This window comes from Cellulomonas sp. P1_G12_2 (assembly GCF_056405535.1).
This window is the reverse complement of record NZ_JBFUBX010000004.1, coordinates 113,454-131,028: the sequence shown is the minus strand read 5'-3', so window position 1 is coordinate 131,028 and position 17,575 is coordinate 113,454. Positions and strand designations below refer to the sequence as shown.

Genomic DNA, 17,575 nt, shown 5'->3' with positions numbered 1-17,575 from the left:
CGCGGCGAGCGCTCATGTGAGGTTCAGGCCTTCGGCGGGGTGTTGCCCTCGGTGGGCTCCGCGGCGGGCCGGACCGGGGTCACGTAGTGGGGCTCGACCGTTGGGGGGACCGCCGGCGGTGCGCCGACGGGCGTCACGCCGCTCGGTGCCACGGGAGGCGTCGCGGTCGTGGTCGTCGTCGTGGTGACCGGGGCGTCGTCGTCCCGCAGGTCCTTGACCTCGTTCTTGAAGATCTTCATCGACTGGCCCACGCTCTTGGCCAGGTCGGGCAGCCGCTTCGCGCCGAACAGCAAGACGACCACGAGCAGCACGACGAGCACGTGCCAGGCGCTGATGTTTCGGAACACGTCGAGTCCTCCGTCGGATGTCGATGACCGGGTGATCCTACCCGTGCCACCTGGGGATCGGGCGCAGACGGCTCACGTCCAGTACGCGCGCCACCGCAGTCGCGTCGCCGCACGTCGTTGCTCGCGCTCCACCCGCCGGTCCGCCGCGCCGGCACGCACCTCGGCGAGCCGGGCGCGCAGGACGTCCCGGTCGGCGAACAGCGTCGGACCTGTCTCCCGCGTCTCCGCGGCAGCCTGCAGCTCGTCCACACGGTCGGCCAGCTGGGCGGCGACGTCGGCCGCGCGGGACAGCTCGCGTCCGAGCGCGACCGCCGACCGCCACAGCCGGCGGCCGAGCAGGAACGCGCCGCCGAGCGTCGCCAGGACGAGCACGGTCCAGACCGTGAACCACAGCACGTCAGCCCACCTCCCCGTACGCGCGCAGGGCGGCGCGCGCGGACGCGGCGACCTCCTGCGCGATGCGCGCCGGTCGCACCTCGAGCACGTCGTCCGCCACCTGGAGCACGAGGTGGCGCAGCCAGGCGTGCTGGACCACGCGCAGGTCCACCTCGAACGACCCGTCGTCCAGGTTGCGCACGGCCTCCACGGGGGTCGTCTCCGCGACCCACCGGGCCTGGCTCGTCAGGTGGAGGGTGACCAGCTCCCCGTCCGTTCCCGGCGAGAAGACCTCGGCACCGGGCCGGACCTGGTGGTCCTCCGCGTCGGTGTCGAGCACCTCGGCGGCCAGCACGCGATCGATGCGGAACAGGCGCTCGCCGTCGACGAGCAGGCACCACCCCAGCAGGTAGGAGCGCTCGTCGTCGGTGACCAGCCGGATCGGGTCGACGTCGCGTTCCGTGCTGACGTCGGACGCGTTCACGTACCGCAGGTGGAGCCGACGGCCGTGGCGCAGCGCGGTCGCGACCGCTGCTGCGACGTCGGGGGCGGCATCGACCGAGAGCTGCACGTCCACGGCGGCGGCCGCGTCACCCGTCGCCGCGGTGAGCTTGGCCAGGGCGGACCGCAGCACCGCCGCCTGCTCGGGCTCCAGCGCCGAGCCGAGGGCGGCGTCCAGAGCGCGCAGCGCCGCGACCAGCGCGACCGCCTCCCGGGCACCCAGCCGCAGCGGACGGGTCATCCCGCGCGACTCCGTGAGCCGCACGACGCCCTGCTCGTAGGACGCGGCGTCGAAGTCGATCAGGTCGTGCGGGTAGTAGCCGGGCGTGCCGGTGACCCACAGGGTGTCGATGTCGTCCATCACCTGCCGGGCGGTCACGCCGAACTGCTCGGCGATCGCGTCGACCGGGACGCCCTCGTGGCGGTCCAGGTACGTGATCATGCCGAGCATCCGCAGGAGCCGGTCGCTGGCGCGCTCAGCCATCGGAGGACACCCCCTGGTCGAGCGTGGCCGCCGTGCGCAGCAGGTGCAGGACCGAGCTACGCAGCCCGGCTGGGGCGAGCACGACGACGGCGTCGCCGTACCCGACCAGCTCCTCGGCCAGCTCCCACTCCGCGCGGAACGGGACGTGCACGAGATCACGGTGCGCGAGTGCGGGGTCCGCAGACCAGTCCGGGCCGTCCGCCGGAGCGGGGACCGCGCGGGCCCGGGGGGCACTCGCGCGCTCGGGCAGGATCGCCAGGGTCGCGATCCGCTCGGGACCGCTCCCCCACGTCTCCAGGGCGTGCGCGAGCTCCTCGGCGCTCGGCGGCTGGAACGCGCCGGGCTCGCCGACCGTCCGCACCGTCCCCTCGATCCGGCTCAGCCGGAACGACCGGCTGGCTCCGCGGTCCCGGTCACGGCCCACGAGCACCCACCCGCCGCGCCGCGCGAGCAGCTTCCACGGCTCGACGGAGCGCTCGCGGACCTCGCCGGTCGTCGCGGCGCGGTAGGTGAACCGGACCGCCTGGCGGGCCTGCACGGCGTCCACCAGCGGCCCGAACGCGCCGCCACCCGCCCGGACGCGCGGGGCGAGCCCGGCGACGAGGTCGCTGGACTCCGGCGCCTCCCCGACGGCGCGCAGCTTGGTCAGCGCGCGTGTGGTGTCCGCGCGGACCGCCTGGTCCTGCCACACCTGTGCGGCCATCGCGAGCACGCCCAGCTCGGCGGCCGTGAGGTCCAGGGGCGGCAGCGCATAGGCGTCCAGGTCCACGCGGTAGCCGATGTCGTCGCCGTGGCCGGCGTCGGTGACCGTGAGGATCGGGATCCCGAGGTCGCGCAGGGTGTCCTTGTCCCGCTCGAACATCCGCTCGAAGGCGTCGTCCGACGGGGCCTCCTGATATCCGGCGACGCTGGTGCGCACCTGCTCCTTCGTCATCCGGCCCGCGGTGTTGACCAGGGCGATGACGAGGTTGAGCAGGCGCTCGGCGGGGGCGATCTGAGCGGCCATCGGGCACCACCGTAGTGGCCGGTAGCGTGGGCGGGTGATCACGTGGCGTGCGGGTGTCGTGGTGTCGCTCGGGGCCACGTGGCCCGGCGCCGCCGAGGTGACGGTCGAGCTGGAGGCCCCGGTGGGCACCGCGACGGCCGGTGACACGGTCCGCGCGCTGGCCTTCCCCTCGCTGGTGGGGAGCCCGGAGATCGGCGACCGCGTGCTGCTCAACGTCTCGGCGCTGGCCCGCGGGCTGGGCACCGGCGGGTACGCCCTCGTGATCGCCCTGCCCGACCGCACGCCCACCGACCCTCCCGAGGGACCGGGCCACCTGGTCAAGGCCCGCTACACGCCGTTGCAGGCCATGGTGCTCGGAGTGGACGACCAGGAGTCGCCGCACCACGACGTGCTGCGTGACGCCGACGACCTCGACGGCCTCCCGGTCGTCGTCGCCGACCTGCACTCCGCCCTGCCCGCCATCGTCGCCGGCGCACGGTTCGCCGCGGACGTGGCCGGGCGCCCTGCCCCGCGGGTCGCGTACGTCATGACCGACGGCGGTGCCCTGCCCGCGTGGTTCTCGCGGACGGTGGCCGGGCTGCGGTCCGCAGGCTGGATCGAGGCGTGCGTGACCACCGGGCAGTCGTTCGGGGGCGACCTGGAAGCGGTCACGGTGCACACCGGGCTGCTCGCGGCGCGGCACGTCGTCGGCGCCGACGTCGTCGTCGTGGCGCAGGGGCCGGGCAACCTGGGGACCGGCACGCGCTGGGGGTTCTCCGGGGTGGCCGCCGGCGAGGCGGTGAACGCGGCCGCCGTGCTGCGCGGGCGACCGGTCGCGTCGCTGCGCGTGTCGGGCGCGGACCAGCGCGAGCGGCACCTGGGCGTGTCGCACCACTCGCTGACCGCCTACGGCCGGGTGTCGCTCGCGTCGGCGGACGTCGTCGTGCCGCTGCTCGACGGGGACCTCGGCGCACGGGTCCGCGAGCAGGCCGCCGCCCTGGCGGAGCGGCACCGGCTCGTCGAGGTGCCGACGGGCGCGGCTCTGCTCGCGGCGCTCGCGGCCACGCCCGTGCGGCTGTCGACCATGGGGCGCTCGCTCGACCAGGACCCCGCCGCGTTCCTCGCCGCCGCAGCGGCGGGCGTGTACGCCGTCGGCCTCTGACCGGGTCTGCTCAGTCGTCCCGGGCGGTCGCCGTGTGCATGGCCACGAGCGTGGCCAGCCGGCGGGCCTCCGCGTCCGCGAACGCGCCGTCCGCGCGCTGGATCCCCATGACCGCGAGCGTGTCGCCGTCGGACAGGTCCAGCTGGACCCACGGTCGACCTGAGCCGAAGCGCACCGAGACGATCTCCGCCCACTCGAGCCGCCGCGTGAACACGAGGTTCCGGACCACCAGCCCGTCGTCGGACACCCGCGCCACGACCGAGGCCTGCCGCCAGAGGAACCACACGATGAGCCCGCCGACCAGCGCGAAGCCGATGCGGTCTCCCGTGGAGAGCACGGACATGGCCAGCATGATCGCGACGGTCGACCCGATCACGAGCACCGCCAGGGCGAGAGTGACCACCCGCGCGAAGCGGGGCCGGAACGGGGAGGTCAGCGCATCCACGCCTGCGCCCCGCTCACCGCTCAGAGCCGGCACGCGTGGATCGACGTCACGAGGATCGCGCGCGCACCGATGTCGTACAGGGAGTCCATGACCCGGTTGGTCTGGTCGCGCCGGACCATCGCCCGCACGGCCGCCCAGTCGCGGTTGTGCAGGGGCGACACCGTCGGCGATTCCAGGCCGGGGGTGATCGCGACGGCCTGGTCGACCAGCGCGAGCGGCACGTCGTAGTCCATGAGCACGTACTCCCGGGCGGTGAGCACGCCCTGGATGCGTCGGGTCAGCACGTCGAGACCGGCGGGCTCGTCGACGTCCGCACGGCGCACCAGCACGGCCTCCGAGCGCAGGATCGGGTCGGCGAAGATCTCGAGGCCGGCGGCACGCAGGGTGGTCCCCGTCTCGACGACGTCGGCGATCACGTCGGCCACGCCCAGCTTGATCGCGGACTCGACCGCTCCGTCCAGCCGCACCACGCCCGCGGGCTCGATGCCCAGGGACCGCAGGTACGAGCGGACCAGCACGGGGTAGGACGTGGCCACCCGGCGTCCGCCGACCTGCGCGACGTCGGTCCACTCCCCCGCCGTCCCGGCGAACCGGAACGTCGAGCGCGCGAACCCGAGCGGCAGGTGCTCGACCGCCTCGGACTCGGAGTCGAGCATGAGGTCGCGGCCGGTGATGCCGACGTCGACCGTGCCCGCGCCGACGTAGACGGCGATGTCCCGGGGGCGCAGGAAGAAGAACTCGACGTCGTTGTCCGGGTCGGGCAGCACCAGCTCGCGGGAGTCGCGACGCTGCCGGTACCCGGCCTCCTTGAGCATCTCGACGGAGGGCTCCGACAGGGAGCCCTTGTTCGGGACGGCGATCCTCAGCACGGTCGTTCTCCTCAGAGGTGGGTGTAGACGTCGGCGAGCGTGAGCCCGCGCGCGATCATCAACACCTGCAGGTGGTAGAGGAGCTGCGAGATCTCCTCGGCCGTCCGCTCGTCCGACTCGTGCTCCGCGGCCATCCAGACCTCGGCGGCCTCCTCGACGACCTTCTTGCCGATGCCGTGCACGCCGGTGTCCAGCTCCGCGACCGTGCCGGAGCCGGCGGGGCGGGTGGCGGCCTTGTCCGAGAGCTCGGCGAACAGGGTGTCGAAGGTCTTCACGCGGGCACTCTAGACGTCGTGCCGCGCAGGGCGCGCAGGGCGACCACGGTCGCGACGGCGGCCTCCGCGGCCTCGGCGCCCTTGTCCTCGTGCGAGCCCTCAAGACCGGCGCGGTCGAGCGCCTGCTCCTCGTTGTCGCAGGTGAGCACGCCGAACCCGACGGGCACGCCGGTCCGGATGCCGACGTCCGTGAGGCCGAGGGTCGCGCCCTGGCAGACGTACTCGAAGTGCGGGGTGCCGCCCCGGATCACGACGCCGAGCGCGACCACCGCGTCGGCACCGTTCTCGGCGGCCACCTGCGCGGCGACCGGAAGCTCGAACGTGCCCGGCACGCGGACGATCGTCACGTCCTCGACGTGCGCCGCGGCCAGCGCGCGCTGCGCCCCCGCGAGCAGGCCGTCCATGACGACGGTGTGCCAGCTGGCGGCGACGACGACCACCTTCAGGCCGGTCCCGTCGACGGTCAGGGTGGGTGCTCCAGCACCGCTCATGCCAGGTCCTCCAGGCTCTCGAACGCGTGGTCCTCGTGGTCGGCGCCGGGGGTGGCCGGCGTCGCGTGGACGGGCGAGACCGCGATGGGCTCTCGCTCCGTCCCGGGCGGCAGGTGGAGCAGGTGCCCCATCGACGTCGCCTTGGTGCGCAGGTACGCCTCGTTCTGCGGGGTGCGCCCCACCTCGAGGCTGCGGATCTCCGCGACGTCGATCCCGTGCGCGCGCAGCCCGGCCACCTTCGCCGGGTTGTTGGTCAGCAGGCTCACCCGCTGCACCCCGAGGTCGGTGAGGATCGCGGCCGCGGCGCCGTACTCACGCCGGTCGGCCGGCCACCCGAGGTCGAGGTTCGCCTCCACGGTGTCCCGACCCTGGTCCTGCAGCGCGTAGGCCGCGACCTTGGCCAGCAGGCCGATCCCGCGACCCTCGTGCCCGCGCAGGTAGATCACGGCGCCGCCCTGCTCGGCCGCGAGCTCGAGGGCCGCGTCGAGCTGCGGACCGCAGTCGCAGCGGGCCGACCCGAACGCGTCACCCGTGAGGCACTCGGAGTGCACGCGGACGACGGGCGCGTCGGCGAGGCCGGCGGTCGGGACGAGGGCGACGTGCTCGGCGCCCGTGCGCAGGTCCCGGTAGCCGTGGATGCGGAAGTCGCCGTGCTTGGTCGGCAGGTAGGCGGTGTGCGTGGCGTGCACGCGCTCCTTGGGCGGCGCAGCGACGGCCACCTCGGCCGTCACGTCGTCCCCGTGCTGCGTGCGCCAGGCGACGATGTCCTCGATGGTCAGCAGCACGAGACCCTCGGCCTCCGCCAGCGCCGACGCCACGGGCAGCCGGGTCATCGACCCGTCGTCGTTCACCAGCTCGGCGATCGCCCCGACCGGCTCCAGGCCGGCGAGCCGGCACAGGTCGACGGCTGCCTCGGTGTGACCGGCGCGGTGCAGGACGCCCCCGGGGACCGCGCGCAGCGGCAGCACGTGACCGGGACGGATGAGGTCCTCGCGGCCGGACGCCGGGTCGGCCAGCACCCGGAGCGTCCGGGCCCGGTCCGACGCCGAGATGCCCGTGGTCACACCCGTGGCCGCGTCGACGGTCACCGTGTACGCGGTCCGTCGGGGGTCCTGGCTGTGCGGGACCATCAGCGGCAGGTCCAGCGCGTCCGCCCTCGACGCCGGCATGGGGGCGCAGAGGTAGCCGGACGAGTGCCGGATGGTCCAGGCGATCCACTCGGGCGTCGCCGACTGGGCGGCCAGGATGACGTCGGCCTCGTTCTCCCGGTCGGGCGAGTCGGCGACGAGCACCGGCCGACCGGCGCGCAGGGCCTCCAGGGCCTGCTCGACGGTGCCGAGGCGCACTCCGGCGGGGGCGGTCATCGCAGGATCCCGGCCGTCGAGAGCAGCCGTTCGGTGTACTTGGCCAGCACGTCGACCTCCAGGTTGACCCGTGCGCCGGGCGCCAGGGTGCCGAGGGTCGTCGCCTCGAGCGTGGTGGGGATGAGGGAGACGCCGAACGACTCGTCCGTGACATGGGTGACCGTCAGCGAGATCCCGGAGACCGCAATCGACCCCTTCTCCGCGACGTACCGCGCGAGCTCCGGCGCGAGGCCGATCTCGACGTCGTCCCAGCGCGGCCCGGGCGACCGGGACAGGATCGTGCCGACGCCGTCCACGTGCCCCTGCACGACGTGCCCGCCGTACCGGCCGCCGACCGGCAGCGCGCGCTCGAGGTTGACCGGGCTGGACACGCCGACGTCCTCCAGCGCGCTGCGGCGCAGGGTCTCGGGCATGACGTCCGCGAAGAACGTGCCGTCGCCGGGCAGCTCCGTGACCGTCAGGCACACACCGGAGACACTGATCGAGTCGCCCAGGTGGGCATCGGAGACGACCAGCGGGCCCCGGACCCGCAGGCGCGCGTCCGACCCCTCGGGTCCGTGCTCGATCGCTTCGACCGTGCCGATCTCCTCGACGATTCCGGTGAACATCAGTGCTCCTCCGTGGGGCTGTGCGGGTCGACGGTCGCGACGACGAAGACGTCGGGGCCGAGCGGAAGGACGGATCGGGTGGTGAGGCGGACGGCGTCGCCGATGCTGGTGACGCCCAGGTCGGCCACGGCCGACGGGCCGGAGCCGAGCAGGACGGGGGCGATGTAGGCGTGCACCTCGTCGACGAGCCCTGCCTGCAGGAACGCCGCGGCGAGCGTGGGCCCGCCCTCGACGAGCACGTGTCGGACCTCGCGCTCGGTGAGCAGGGCCAGGACGTCGGCGGGGTCGTGCGTCCGCACCTGGAGCAGCTCCCCGCCGGGTCCGCGCAACCGCGCACCGGCGGGGATCTCACGGTGGCCGACGACCACGCGCAGCGGCTGGTGCCCGTGCAGCTCGCCCGCCGCGTTGCGCGCGGTCAGCGACGGGTCGTCGACGAGTGCGGTGCCCGTGCCGACGACGATGGCGTCGACCTCGGCGCGCAGGTCGTGAGCGTGGTGCCGGGACACGTCGGAGGTGATCCAGCGGCTCGAGCCGTCGGCGGCCGCGACGCGCCCGTCGAGTGAGGTCGCGATCTTCAGCGTGACGAACGGGCGCCCGCGCTCGACCGACGGCAGCCAGGCGCCGAGCAGCTCGCGGCCCTCGTCGGCCAGCAGGCCGGTCTCGACGTCGACGCCCGCCGCGCGCAACCGCTCGGCACCGCCGGCCGCGACGGGGTTCGGGTCGGGGACGGACACGACGACCCGGGCCACTCCCGCGGCGAGGAGCGCCTCGGAGCACGGGCCGGTGCGACCGGTGTGGTTGCACGGCTCGAGCGTGACGACGGCGGTCGCGCCCCGGACGTCGGCGCCGCGCTCGGCAGCGTCCGTCAGCGCGGCGACCTCCGCGTGCGGCGTCCCTGCGCCGCGGTGCCAGCCCTCGCCGAGCACGTCACCGGACGGGTCCAGCAGGACGGCGCCCACCCGCGGGTTCGGGCCCGTGGCTGGTCCGCGTCGCCCGAGCTCGAGGGCGCGGCGCATCGCGTCGGCCTCGGAGGGTGCGCGCACACCGGTCTCGACGCTGGACATGCTCACCTCCGGACGCGCTGGGCTCCGGGGTGAGGGCGGCAGGACGGGTCCCGCAACCACGGCGCGAGCGCGCCGCCACGTGATCCTCCCATCCGGACTTTCACCGTCGGTCCTGGAGTTCCACCAGGTCAACCGCCCGATCCTTGCGGACCGTGCGGGTCGCGGACTGTCACCGCCGGCTCGGAATTACACCGACCCCGGAGCACGTGTATGTGTTCGTACTGCGCCAACGATCATGCCACACGGCACATTCCCGCCGGGCATTCCCGCCGGTCAGGCGCCCGCGTCCGCCAGGGACCGCAGGGCGGCGATCTCGGCCGCGATGTCGGCCGCGCCGTACACCGCCGAGCCGGCGACGAACACGTTCGCCCCGGCGGCCGCGATCCGGCCGATCGTGTCGCGGGCGACCCCGCCGTCGACCTGGATCCACGTGTCGCCCCCGGACGCGTCCAGCGCGGCGCGGGCGCGCCGGATCTTGGGCAGCATCCCCTCGATGAACGACTGCCCGCCGAACCCCGGCTCGACCGTCATCACGAGCAGCATGTCGAACTCGGCCAGCAGGTCGAGCAGCGGCTCGACGGGAGAGGCCGGACGCAGCGCGATCCCCGCACGGACCCCGCGGGACCGCAGCTCGCGGGCCAGCCGCACGGGCGCCTGCGTCGCCTCCGCGTGGAACGTCACCGAGGCGGCTCCCGCAGCGGCGTACTCGGGGGCCCACCGGTCGGCGTCCTCGATCATCAGGTGCACGTCGAGCGGAACCGGTGCTACCTCGGCGATCCTGGTCACCACCGGCAGACCGAGCGTCAGGTTGGGCACGAAGTGGTTGTCCATGACGTCCACGTGCACGAAGTCGGCCGTCGCGATCGCCTGGAGGTCGCGCTCGAGGTTGGCGAAGTCGGCGGACAGGATGCTCGGGTTGATCAGTGCAGGCACCCGGCCAGCGTAGAGGGCCTCTCAGCGCGTGCGGCGGAGGAGGGTGAGGTGCATCGCGTCCGTGCCGTGCACGTGCGGCCAGAGCTGGACGTCGGTCCGCGTGTCGTCGAGCTCCACCGCGCCACCGGGCGCGATGCCGCGGACGACGGCGGGTGCGTCGACCACCGACACCTCGACGCCCTCGCGTCCCGCGGCGCGCACCGCGTCCTTGACCACGAGCTGGGTCTCGACGAGGTGCGGCGAGCAGGTCACGTACGCGACGACCCCGCCGGGGCGCACCGCGCGCAGCGCCGAGACGAGGAGGTCACGCTGCAGCGCGCTCAGTCCGGCCAGGTCCCCGGGCGTGCGGCGCCAGCGGGCCTCCGGGCGCCGACGCAGCGCTCCGAGCCCGGTGCAGGGCGCATCGACCATCACGCGGTCGTACGCGCCGGGCTCGTCCGTGCCGACCGTCCGGCCGTCGCCGGTCCGCACGTCCTCGACCGCGTCGGCGGGCACCGCGCGCAGCGCCTGCTCGACCAGACGCGCGCGGTGCGGCTGGATCTCGTTGGCGACGATCCGGGCCCCGCGCTCCCCCGCGACGGCGGCGAGCAGCGCAGCCTTGCCGCCGGGTCCGGCACACAGGTCGAGCCAGCGTTCGTCGGGGCCGTCGAGCGGCGCCTCCGTGAGGGCGAGCGCGACCAGCTGGCTGCCTTCGTCCTGCACCCCCGCGCGACCGTCGCGCACGCTCGGAAGTGCGGCCGGGTCGCCGCCCGAGAGGATCACGGCGGTGGGCGCGAGCACACCGGTCGTCCCGACGCCCTCGCCGGCGTCGGCGACGACCTCCTCGGTGCCGGCCAGTCCCGGCCGCGCGACGATGGTCACCCGCGGGGCCGCGTTGTCGGCGGCGAGCAGCGCGCCGATCTCGTCGGCCGACCGCCCGTTGCCCACCAGCGCCTCGCGCAGCGCGCGCACCACCCACAGCGGGTGACTCTCCACGACCGCCAGCCGCGCCAGCTCGTCGGCACCGGCCGCGTCCGCGATCCGCTGCTCCCACTCCTCCGGTGTCGAGCGGCCGACGGTCCGCAGGACGGCGTTGACGAACTGCGACGGACCCGTGCCCAGCTGTTCGCGGGCGAGACCGACGGTCTCGGAGACCGCTGCGTGCGCGGGGACCCGCATGCCGAGCAGCTGGTGGACACCGAGGCGCAGGACGTCCAGCGCGGGCGCGTCGATGGTGCCGACCTCGCGGGAGGCCGCCTGCGCGATGACCGCGTCGTAGCGGCCGCGCAGCCGCAGGGTGCCGTAGGCGAGCTCCGTGGCGAAGGCCGCGTCGCGCCCGGTGATCCGGCGGTCCCGCAGGAGCGGCGGCAGGACGAGGTTGGCGTAGGAGTCGGAGCCGTCCACCGCCCGGAGCACGTCGTAGGCCGCGGTCCGCGCGGGGTCGCTCCCCCGGCGGCGCTGCGACGGTGCGGCCGCGGTCCGCTGGGTCCGCCCCTGCGCGCGTGCCGCACCCCGCTGACGACCGCTCGGGTCGCGCCGGTCGTCCGCGGGGCTCACGCCGCACCGCCCAGCACGGTGTCCGACGCCAGGCGCGCGCCGCGGGCCCAGTCGGCCGCGTCCATCGCTCGCTTGCCCTGCGGGGTCACCTGGGACAGCCGAACGGCGCTGCCGCCCGTCCCGACGAGGACGTCCTTCTTCCCCACGAGCAGCTGCCCCGGGGCCAGGTCGGTGACGTCCGGCATGGGCAGCACGGGCGCGACCCCCAGCCGCGAGCCGTCGGGCAGCGTGGTCCACGCGCCCGGCGCCGGGGTGCAGCCGCGGATCCGGCGGTCGACCGCGTGCGCGGGGTGCGACCAGCGCACGCGTGCGTCCTCGACCTCGATCTTCGGGGCGTGGCTGACGCCGTCGGTCGCCTGGACGACAGGACTGAGGATCCCGTCCTCGAGCGCGTCGAGCGTCTGCACCAGCAGGCCGGCGCCGGCCACCGCGAGGCGTCCGAGCAGGTCGCCGGACGTGTCGCGCGGGCGGATCGTCTCGGTGAGGAACCCGAACACCGGGCCCGTGTCCAAGCCCGCCTCGAGGCGGAAGGTCGTGGCGCCGGTGACCTCGTCCCCGGCGATGATCGCGTGCTGCACCGGCGCAGCCCCGCGCCAGGCGGGCAGCACCGAGAAGTGCAGGTTGACCCATCCGTGGACGGGGACGTCCAGGAGCGCCGGCGGGATGAGGGCGCCGTAGGCGACCACGGGTGCCGCATCGACCTCGAGCTCCGCCAGCCGCGCCTGGAACTCCTCGTCCCGGGGGCGCTGCGGCGTGAGCACCTCCAGCCCGGCCTCCAGCGCTCTCGCCTTGACCTCGCTCTGCGTCGAGGACCGCCCACGACCGGACCGCGCGTCGGGACGGGTGAGCACCGCGACGACCTCGTGACGGGACGCGAGGAGCGCCTCGAGCGACGGCACCGCGGCCGCGGGGGTTCCGGCGAAGAGCAGTCGCATGGCGTCGATCCTAGGTGCGCGGCAGGTCGACCCCGCGCGCCACCAGGTCGGCCCGGAGGGCGTCCGCCGTGGTGAACAGGACGGCGTCGTAGCCGGCCGCCGAACCGGCGGCGACGTTCGCGGCCGAGTCGTCGGCGAACACGGTGCGCTCCGGACGCAGGCCGAACCGCTGCGTCAGCAGGGCGAAGATCCGTGGGTCGGGCTTCGCGACGGCGACCTCGCCCGAGACCAGCACGTCCTCGAGCAGCCCGATCGCGGGCGCCGCGGTCTCGGCCAGGTGGAACGTCTCGGCCGACCAGTTGGTGAGCCCGAGGAGCCGGACGCCGCTCGCGCGGAGGTCGCGCACGAGCTCCGCGGACCCCGGCACGGGTCCGACGAGCGAGTCGGCGATGTGCTCGACGTACAGGTCCAGCGCGGGCAGGTGCTCGGGCGCGCTCGCGGCGAGGGCGACCCGCGCGTCGGCCCAGGACCGACCGGCGTCCTGCTGGTGGTTGAAGGCCATGAAGTCGAAGTCGACGAGGAACGCCTCGGTGTCGCGAGCGGGCAACCGACCGGCGAACGCGCGACGCGGGTCCCAGCGCACCAGCACGTTGCCGAGGTCCAGCACGACGGTGTCGATCATCCGAGCTCTGCCGGGTCCAGCTGGACGCGCACCGTGCCGCCCTCGCGGCGGGCACTGCGCACCGCGAGCGACGCGGCCAGTGCCCGCGCGAGAACCGCACCGCCGGGACGCGGTACACGCACCAGGGCGCGCACGTCGGGCTCGAGCGCACCCGGCTCGGCTGCGCCGACCGGGACGGGCCCGAGGATCTCGGCGTCCGGGAGGTCGAGCCGGCCGAGCAGCGTGTCGACGGCGTCGCGGGGGCCGGTGACCGCGGCGATCCGCACCGCGGGCGGGAGTGCGAGCTCCGCACGCTCGGCGAGCTCGCGCGACGCGTACCCGGCAGGGTCCCAGCGCACGAGGGCCTGCGTGACGCGCTCCTCGGCGTCGCCGACCAGGACGACGATGCCTCCCTCGCCTGCCGGACGCACCAGCGCGGCGGCGGTCAGCCACCGGCGCAGCGCGTCCTCGCCGGTCCGCAGCGAGGCCCCGGCCGTGCTCACGGCGGCGTCCAGCAGCAGCGCAGCGGCGTACCCGCCGGGGGCCACGGGCTCGGCGCCCGGGGTCGCCACCACGACGGCGGGCACGTCCTTGACGGTCGCCAGCACGCCGCCGGCGGCACGGGCACCCGAGACGCGGATCGGCACCCCGGGGAACGCGCGCCCGAGCTCCTCTGCTGTGCGTTCCGAGCCGACGCGGACCGAGCGCAGCGCGCCCGCACCGCACTCGGTGCAGCGCCAGTCGGTGGCCAGCCGCCCGCACCAGCCGCACGTGGGGACGCCGTCGGCGGTGGTCAGCCCGAGCGGGCCGTGGCAGACGCCACAGCGCGCCGCCGCGCGGCAGCGCCCGCACGCGACCGCGGGCACGTACCCCGCGCGCGGCACCTGCACCAGGACCGGGCCGTGCGCGAGCCGGTCCCGCAGCGTGCGCCAGGCCGGCGCGGGGAGCCTCGCCGCGGCCGCCGGCCCCTCGCGGGCGAGCTCGACGGACGTCAGGGCCAGCACCCGCGCGGCACGCGCGCGCGTCGTCGGGCGGTCCGCGGCCACCTCGTGCGCCCAGCCCGCCTCGACGAGGGCCTGCGCCTCGACGGAGCGCCCGTGCGCAGCGACGAGCAGGGCGCAGTGCTCCAGCTCGGAGCGCAGCGCCAGCACCTCGCGGACGTGCGGGTACGGCGCTCGAGGCTCGGCGTGCAGCGGGTCCCCGTCGTCCCAGACCACCGCGAGCCCGAGGTCTGCCACCGGGGCGAACGCCGACGCCCGCGTGCCGACGACCACCGACGCCTGACCCCGCAGCGCCGCGAGGAACGACCTGTACCGGAGGGCGGGGCCGTCGTCGGCGGCGAGCCGCACGGCGCCGCCCGTGGACCCGGGCGCCCAGCGCGGGATGCCGGCGTCGTCGAGCGCGGCGAGCACGCGGTCGATGTCCCGGGCGTCAGGGACCACGACGAGGGCACCCCGACCGCCCAGCACGCAGGCAGCGACCGCCTGCGCGATCGCGTCCGGCCACCGCTCCCCCGCAGCGGCGGGCAGGGCTGACCACACGGCGCGCGGCGCGCCCCCCGCGGTGACGTGCTGGACGAACGCCGACCCGCCGCGGTAGGCCGCCCAGGCGGTGGCCGACGGCGACGGAACGGGCAGCGGGTCCGCCGCAGGGGGGACCTCCGCCTCGACGCGGGCGTGCCGTGCGGGGACGGCGAGCCGCAGCACGTCGTTGAGCGTGCCGGCCCAGCGGTCCGCGACCGCGCGCGCCAGGCGGGCGACCTGGGGCGTGAGCACGGGCTCGGCGGACACGACCTTGCGCACGGGCTGGAGTGCGCCGTCGTGCTCGGCCTCCTCGACCCGCTCCAGCACGTAGCCGTTGACGTCCTGGCCGCCGAACCGCACCTTGACGCGGGTGCCCGGCACCGCGGTGTCGGCGAGCGCCGCCGGCACCGCGTACTCGAACACGCGGTCGAGGTGGTGCGGGACCAGGTCGACGCACACCCGGGCGATCGGCAGGTGCTCGGCGAGCGGGGCACCGCCGACCGCAGGGCGCGCAGGCCGCTTCGGCTGCGGCAGGCCCTCGAGCATCAGCTGCTCACCGCCCGCGCTCACGCCCACGCGCCCATCAGAGCATCCGCTGCCCACGCAGGACCGGGAACGGCTGCGGCAGGCGTCAGCCCACCGCGGACTGGAGGTCCGCGACGCGGTCGGTGCGCTCCCAGGTGAACTCCGGCAGCTCGCGGCCGAAGTGCCCGTAGGCGGCGGTCTTGCGGTAGATCGGCCGCAGCAGGTCGAGGTCGCGCACGATCGCGGCCGGGCGCAGGTCGAAGACGTCGCGGATCGCGCTGGTGAGCCGCTCCAGGGGCACCGTCTCGGTGCCGAACGTCTCGACGTACAGGCCCACGGGGTTGGCCTTGCCGATGGCGTAGGCAACCTGGACCTCGCACCGGCGCGCGAGCCCGGCGGCGACGACGTTCTTGGCCACCCACCGCATCGCGTAGGCGGCGGACCGGTCCACCTTCGACGGGTCCTTGCCGGAGAACGCCCCGCCGCCGTGACGGGCGATCCCCCCGTAGGTGTCGACGATGATCTTGCGGCCGGTCAGCCCGGCGTCGCCCTGCGGACCGCCCACGACGAACGTGCCCGTCGGGTTCACCAGCAGGCGGAAGTCGGTGGTGTCGAGGTCGAGCTGCGCCAGCACGGGTGCGATGACGTGCTCGGTGATGCCGGGGCGCAGCGTGGTCTCGAGCTGCACGTCGGGGTCGTGCTGCGTGGACAGGACCACCGTGTCGAGCCGGACCGCGCGGTCACCGTCGTAGCCGATGGTGACCTGGGTCTTCCCGTCGGGGCGCAGCCCGGGCAGGATCCCCTCCTTGCGCACGAGAGTCAGGCGCTCGGCGAGCCGGTGCGCCAACCAGATCGGCAGGGGCAGCAGCGACGGGGTGTCGTCGCTGGCGTACCCGAACATCAGTCCCTGGTCGCCGGCGCCCTGGGCGTCCAGCGGGTCGAGGTCGGACGCGTCCTCGCGGACCTCGAGGGCCTTGTCGACGCCGGCGGCGATGTCGGGCGACTGCTGCCCGATCGACACGGAGATGCCGCACGAGTCGCCATCGAAGCCGATCGCCGACGAGGTGTACCCGATCCCCTTGACCACCTGGCGCACGATCTGCGGGATCTCGACGTACGCGCTGGTCGTGACCTCCCCGGCGACGTGCACGAGACCGGTGGTCACCATCGTCTCGACCGCCACGCGGGCCTGCGGGTCCTGCTCGAGCATCGCGTCGAGGATGGCGTCGGAGATCTGGTCACAGATCTTGTCCGGGTGCCCCTCGGTCACGGACTCGGACGTGAACAGGCGCATGTCGGGCTCGGTCATGGCGGACAGCGTAATAGGAGCGGTCCGCAGCCGGGGCGACATCTCAGGCGCGCGCGACGACCGCGTCCCAGACGGCGTCGGCCACCACGTCCTTGCTCCCCGCGGCGGTGCCCACGATCGCGCCGGACCCGTCGAGGATCGTGACGTCGTTCGCGTCCGTGCCGAACCCCCGGCCGCCGCCCACCGCGTTGACCACCAGGAGATCCGCGCCCTTGCGTCGGGCCTTCGCCTGTCCGTGCTCGAGCACGCTGCCGGAGTCGTCGCCGGTCTCCGCCGCGAAGCCCACCACGACCTGCCCGGCGCGCAGCCGGTCGTGGGCCAGCTCCGCGAGGATGTCGACCGTCTCGACGAGCTCGAGCACCGGGGCGCCGCCGCCCGGCTCCTTCTTGATCTTGCTCTCGGCGCTGGTGCGTGGGCGGAAGTCGGCCACCGCCGCGGCCATCACGACCACGTCCGCGTCCTTCGCCGCCGCGCGCACGGCGTCCCTCAGCTCGGCGCCGGTCTCGGCCCGGACCACGTCGACGCCCGTCGGGACCGGGACGTCGAGGTTCGCGGCCACCAGCGTCACCCGGGCACCCCGGGCGAGCGCGGTCCGTGCCAGTGCCACGCCCTGGCGGCCGGACGACCGGTTCCCCAGGAAGCGCACCGGGTCGAGCGGCTCACGCGTGCCGCCGGCGGAGACGACGACGTGCCGACCCGCGAGGTCCTGGGGCAGGTGGGAGACCAGGGCGAGCGCGGCGGCGGCGATCTCGTCGGGTTCGGGGAGTCGTCCGGGCCCGGTGTCGGTGCCCGTCAGGCGGCCCGCCGCGGGGTCGAGCACGTGCACGCCGCGGGAGCGCAGCGTCGCCACGTTCGCGACCGTGGCAGGGTGCTCCCACATCTCGGTGTGCATCGCCGGCGCCAGCAGCACCGGGCAGCGGGCGACCAGCAGAGTGGCGGTCAGAAGGTCGTCCGCCTGACCGGTCGCGGCGCGGGCCAGGAGGTCGGCCGTGGCGGGGGCGACGATCACCAGCTCGGCCTGCTTGCCGACGGCGACGTGCGCCACCTGGTCCACGTCCTCGAACACGTCCGTCGTCACCGGCTGCCCCGACAGGGCCTCCCACGTCGCGCGCCCGACGAACTCGAGCGCCGCACGCGTGGGCACCACGCGGACGGAGTGGCCGTCCTCGCGCAGCAGACGCAGGAGCAGGACGGCCTTGTAGGCGGCGATCCCGCCCGCGACGCCGAGGACGATGTGCATGGG

The 17,575-nt window shown here is 75.0% G+C and carries 19 protein-coding genes and 1 riboswitch; of the genes, 1 reads left to right on the top strand and 18 read right to left on the bottom strand.

All coding sequences use genetic code 11. The annotated features are described in order from the left end of the window. Window positions 1–23: 23 nt before the first annotated feature. The 4 genes from tatA to AC1DXT_RS14560 form a co-directional block, all read right to left on the bottom strand. Complete coding sequence (tatA, locus tag AC1DXT_RS14575; RefSeq protein WP_477062022.1) at window positions 24–347, bottom strand: Sec-independent protein translocase subunit TatA; 324 nt, start codon at window positions 345–347, stop codon at window positions 24–26. A gap of 72 nt (window positions 348–419) precedes the next feature. Next, window positions 420–743 (bottom strand): hypothetical protein, encoded by a 324-nt coding sequence (locus tag AC1DXT_RS14570; protein WP_477062021.1) that lies wholly within the window; start codon window positions 741–743, stop codon window positions 420–422. Window position 744: 1 nt separating this feature from the next. After that, complete coding sequence (locus AC1DXT_RS14565; RefSeq protein WP_477062020.1) at window positions 745–1,707, bottom strand: helix-turn-helix transcriptional regulator; 963 nt, start codon at window positions 1,705–1,707, stop codon at window positions 745–747. Beyond that, window positions 1,700–2,713, bottom strand: a complete 1,014-nt coding sequence (locus AC1DXT_RS14560) for a helix-turn-helix transcriptional regulator (protein WP_477062019.1) — start codon at window positions 2,711–2,713, stop codon at window positions 1,700–1,702. The genes AC1DXT_RS14565 and AC1DXT_RS14560 overlap by 8 nt, the downstream gene beginning before the upstream one ends. Before the next feature lie 34 nt (window positions 2,714–2,747). Between AC1DXT_RS14560 and AC1DXT_RS14555 the strand changes: the two genes are divergently transcribed. Continuing rightward, a complete protein-coding gene (locus AC1DXT_RS14555) occupies window positions 2,748–3,854 on the top strand; it encodes a DUF3866 family protein (RefSeq protein WP_477062018.1) in 1,107 nt (368 codons plus the stop codon). Window positions 3,855–3,864: 10 nt separating this feature from the next. Here the strand turns inward: AC1DXT_RS14555 and AC1DXT_RS14550 are convergent, their stop codons facing one another. From AC1DXT_RS14550 to coaBC, 14 genes are all read right to left on the bottom strand, one after another. Continuing rightward, window positions 3,865–4,299: a PH domain-containing protein gene (locus AC1DXT_RS14550; RefSeq protein WP_477062017.1), complete on the bottom strand. Its 435-nt coding sequence runs from the start codon at window positions 4,297–4,299 to the stop codon at window positions 3,865–3,867. Window positions 4,300–4,319: 20 nt separating this feature from the next. Continuing rightward, complete coding sequence (hisG, locus tag AC1DXT_RS14545; protein ID WP_477062016.1) at window positions 4,320–5,168, bottom strand: ATP phosphoribosyltransferase; 849 nt, start codon at window positions 5,166–5,168, stop codon at window positions 4,320–4,322. An 11-nt stretch (window positions 5,169–5,179) separates the two neighbouring features. Beyond that, window positions 5,180–5,443, bottom strand: coding sequence for a phosphoribosyl-ATP diphosphatase (locus tag AC1DXT_RS14540; protein ID WP_477062015.1), 264 nt, complete (start codon window positions 5,441–5,443; stop codon window positions 5,180–5,182). Beyond that, window positions 5,440–5,934, bottom strand: a complete 495-nt coding sequence (gene ribH / locus AC1DXT_RS14535) for a 6,7-dimethyl-8-ribityllumazine synthase (protein WP_477062014.1) — start codon at window positions 5,932–5,934, stop codon at window positions 5,440–5,442. Before ribH ends, AC1DXT_RS14540 begins: the two co-directional genes overlap by 4 nt. Continuing rightward, window positions 5,931–7,298 (bottom strand): GTP cyclohydrolase II, encoded by a 1,368-nt coding sequence (ribA, locus tag AC1DXT_RS14530; RefSeq protein ID WP_477062013.1) that lies wholly within the window; start codon window positions 7,296–7,298, stop codon window positions 5,931–5,933. The genes ribH and ribA overlap by 4 nt, the downstream gene beginning before the upstream one ends. After that, complete coding sequence (locus AC1DXT_RS14525) at window positions 7,295–7,906, bottom strand: riboflavin synthase (protein ID WP_477062012.1); 612 nt, start codon at window positions 7,904–7,906, stop codon at window positions 7,295–7,297. Before AC1DXT_RS14525 ends, ribA begins: the two co-directional genes overlap by 4 nt. After that, window positions 7,906–8,970, bottom strand: coding sequence for a bifunctional diaminohydroxyphosphoribosylaminopyrimidine deaminase/5-amino-6-(5-phosphoribosylamino)uracil reductase RibD (ribD, locus tag AC1DXT_RS14520; protein ID WP_477062011.1), 1,065 nt, complete (start codon window positions 8,968–8,970; stop codon window positions 7,906–7,908). The genes AC1DXT_RS14525 and ribD overlap by 1 nt, the downstream gene beginning before the upstream one ends. 76 nt (window positions 8,971–9,046) lie before the next feature. After that, window positions 9,047–9,179: riboswitch (FMN riboswitch) on the bottom strand. Window positions 9,180–9,243: 64 nt separating this feature from the next. Further along, window positions 9,244–9,903, bottom strand: a complete 660-nt coding sequence (rpe, locus tag AC1DXT_RS14515) for a ribulose-phosphate 3-epimerase (protein ID WP_477062010.1) — start codon at window positions 9,901–9,903, stop codon at window positions 9,244–9,246. A gap of 21 nt (window positions 9,904–9,924) precedes the next feature. After that, window positions 9,925–11,439 carry an RsmB/NOP family class I SAM-dependent RNA methyltransferase gene (locus AC1DXT_RS14510; RefSeq protein ID WP_477062009.1) on the bottom strand — a complete coding sequence of 505 codons (1,515 nt, stop codon included), beginning with the start codon at window positions 11,437–11,439 and terminating at the stop codon, window positions 9,925–9,927. Next, the gene (fmt, locus tag AC1DXT_RS14505; RefSeq protein WP_477062008.1) at window positions 11,436–12,374 is read right to left on the bottom strand and encodes a methionyl-tRNA formyltransferase; all 939 of its coding nucleotides are present in this window, start codon (window positions 12,372–12,374) and stop codon (window positions 11,436–11,438) included. The genes AC1DXT_RS14510 and fmt overlap by 4 nt, the downstream gene beginning before the upstream one ends. Window positions 12,375–12,384: 10 nt before the next feature. Beyond that, a complete protein-coding gene (locus AC1DXT_RS14500) occupies window positions 12,385–12,996 on the bottom strand; it encodes an HAD-IA family hydrolase (RefSeq protein WP_477062007.1) in 612 nt (203 codons plus the stop codon). Beyond that, complete coding sequence (locus AC1DXT_RS14495) at window positions 12,993–15,044, bottom strand: primosomal protein N' (protein ID WP_477062289.1); 2,052 nt, start codon at window positions 15,042–15,044, stop codon at window positions 12,993–12,995. Before AC1DXT_RS14495 ends, AC1DXT_RS14500 begins: the two co-directional genes overlap by 4 nt. 85 nt (window positions 15,045–15,129) lie before the next feature. Further along, the gene (metK, locus tag AC1DXT_RS14490) at window positions 15,130–16,332 is read right to left on the bottom strand and encodes a methionine adenosyltransferase (protein ID WP_477062006.1); all 1,203 of its coding nucleotides are present in this window, start codon (window positions 16,330–16,332) and stop codon (window positions 15,130–15,132) included. Between the two features lie 43 nt (window positions 16,333–16,375). Next, window positions 16,376–17,572: a bifunctional phosphopantothenoylcysteine decarboxylase/phosphopantothenate--cysteine ligase CoaBC gene (gene coaBC, locus AC1DXT_RS14485; RefSeq protein ID WP_477062005.1), complete on the bottom strand. Its 1,197-nt coding sequence runs from the start codon at window positions 17,570–17,572 to the stop codon at window positions 16,376–16,378. Window positions 17,573–17,575: the final 3 nt, after the last annotated feature.

Coding starts and splice junctions, on each gene's coding strand:
- AC1DXT_RS14565 (WP_477062020.1), bottom strand. CDS start 1,707: ATGGCTGAGCGCGCCAGCGACCGGCTCCTGCGGATGCTCGGCATGATC.
- AC1DXT_RS14560 (WP_477062019.1), bottom strand. CDS start 2,713: ATGGCCGCTCAGATCGCCCCCGCCGAGCGCCTGCTCAACCTCGTCATC.
- ribH (WP_477062014.1), bottom strand. CDS start 5,934: ATGAGCGGTGCTGGAGCACCCACCCTGACCGTCGACGGGACCGGCCTG.
- ribA (WP_477062013.1), bottom strand. CDS start 7,298: ATGACCGCCCCCGCCGGAGTGCGCCTCGGCACCGTCGAGCAGGCCCTG.
- AC1DXT_RS14525 (WP_477062012.1), bottom strand. CDS start 7,906: ATGTTCACCGGAATCGTCGAGGAGATCGGCACGGTCGAAGCGATCGAG.
- ribD (WP_477062011.1), bottom strand. CDS start 8,970: ATGTCCAGCGTCGAGACCGGTGTGCGCGCACCCTCCGAGGCCGACGCG.
- fmt (WP_477062008.1), bottom strand. CDS start 12,374: ATGCGACTGCTCTTCGCCGGAACCCCCGCGGCCGCGGTGCCGTCGCTC.
- AC1DXT_RS14500 (WP_477062007.1), bottom strand. CDS start 12,996: ATGATCGACACCGTCGTGCTGGACCTCGGCAACGTGCTGGTGCGCTGG.
- AC1DXT_RS14495 (WP_477062289.1), bottom strand. CDS start 15,044: ATGCTCGAGGGCCTGCCGCAGCCGAAGCGGCCTGCGCGCCCTGCGGTC.
- metK (WP_477062006.1), bottom strand. CDS start 16,332: ATGACCGAGCCCGACATGCGCCTGTTCACGTCCGAGTCCGTGACCGAG.
- coaBC (WP_477062005.1), bottom strand. CDS start 17,572: ATGCACATCGTCCTCGGCGTCGCGGGCGGGATCGCCGCCTACAAGGCC.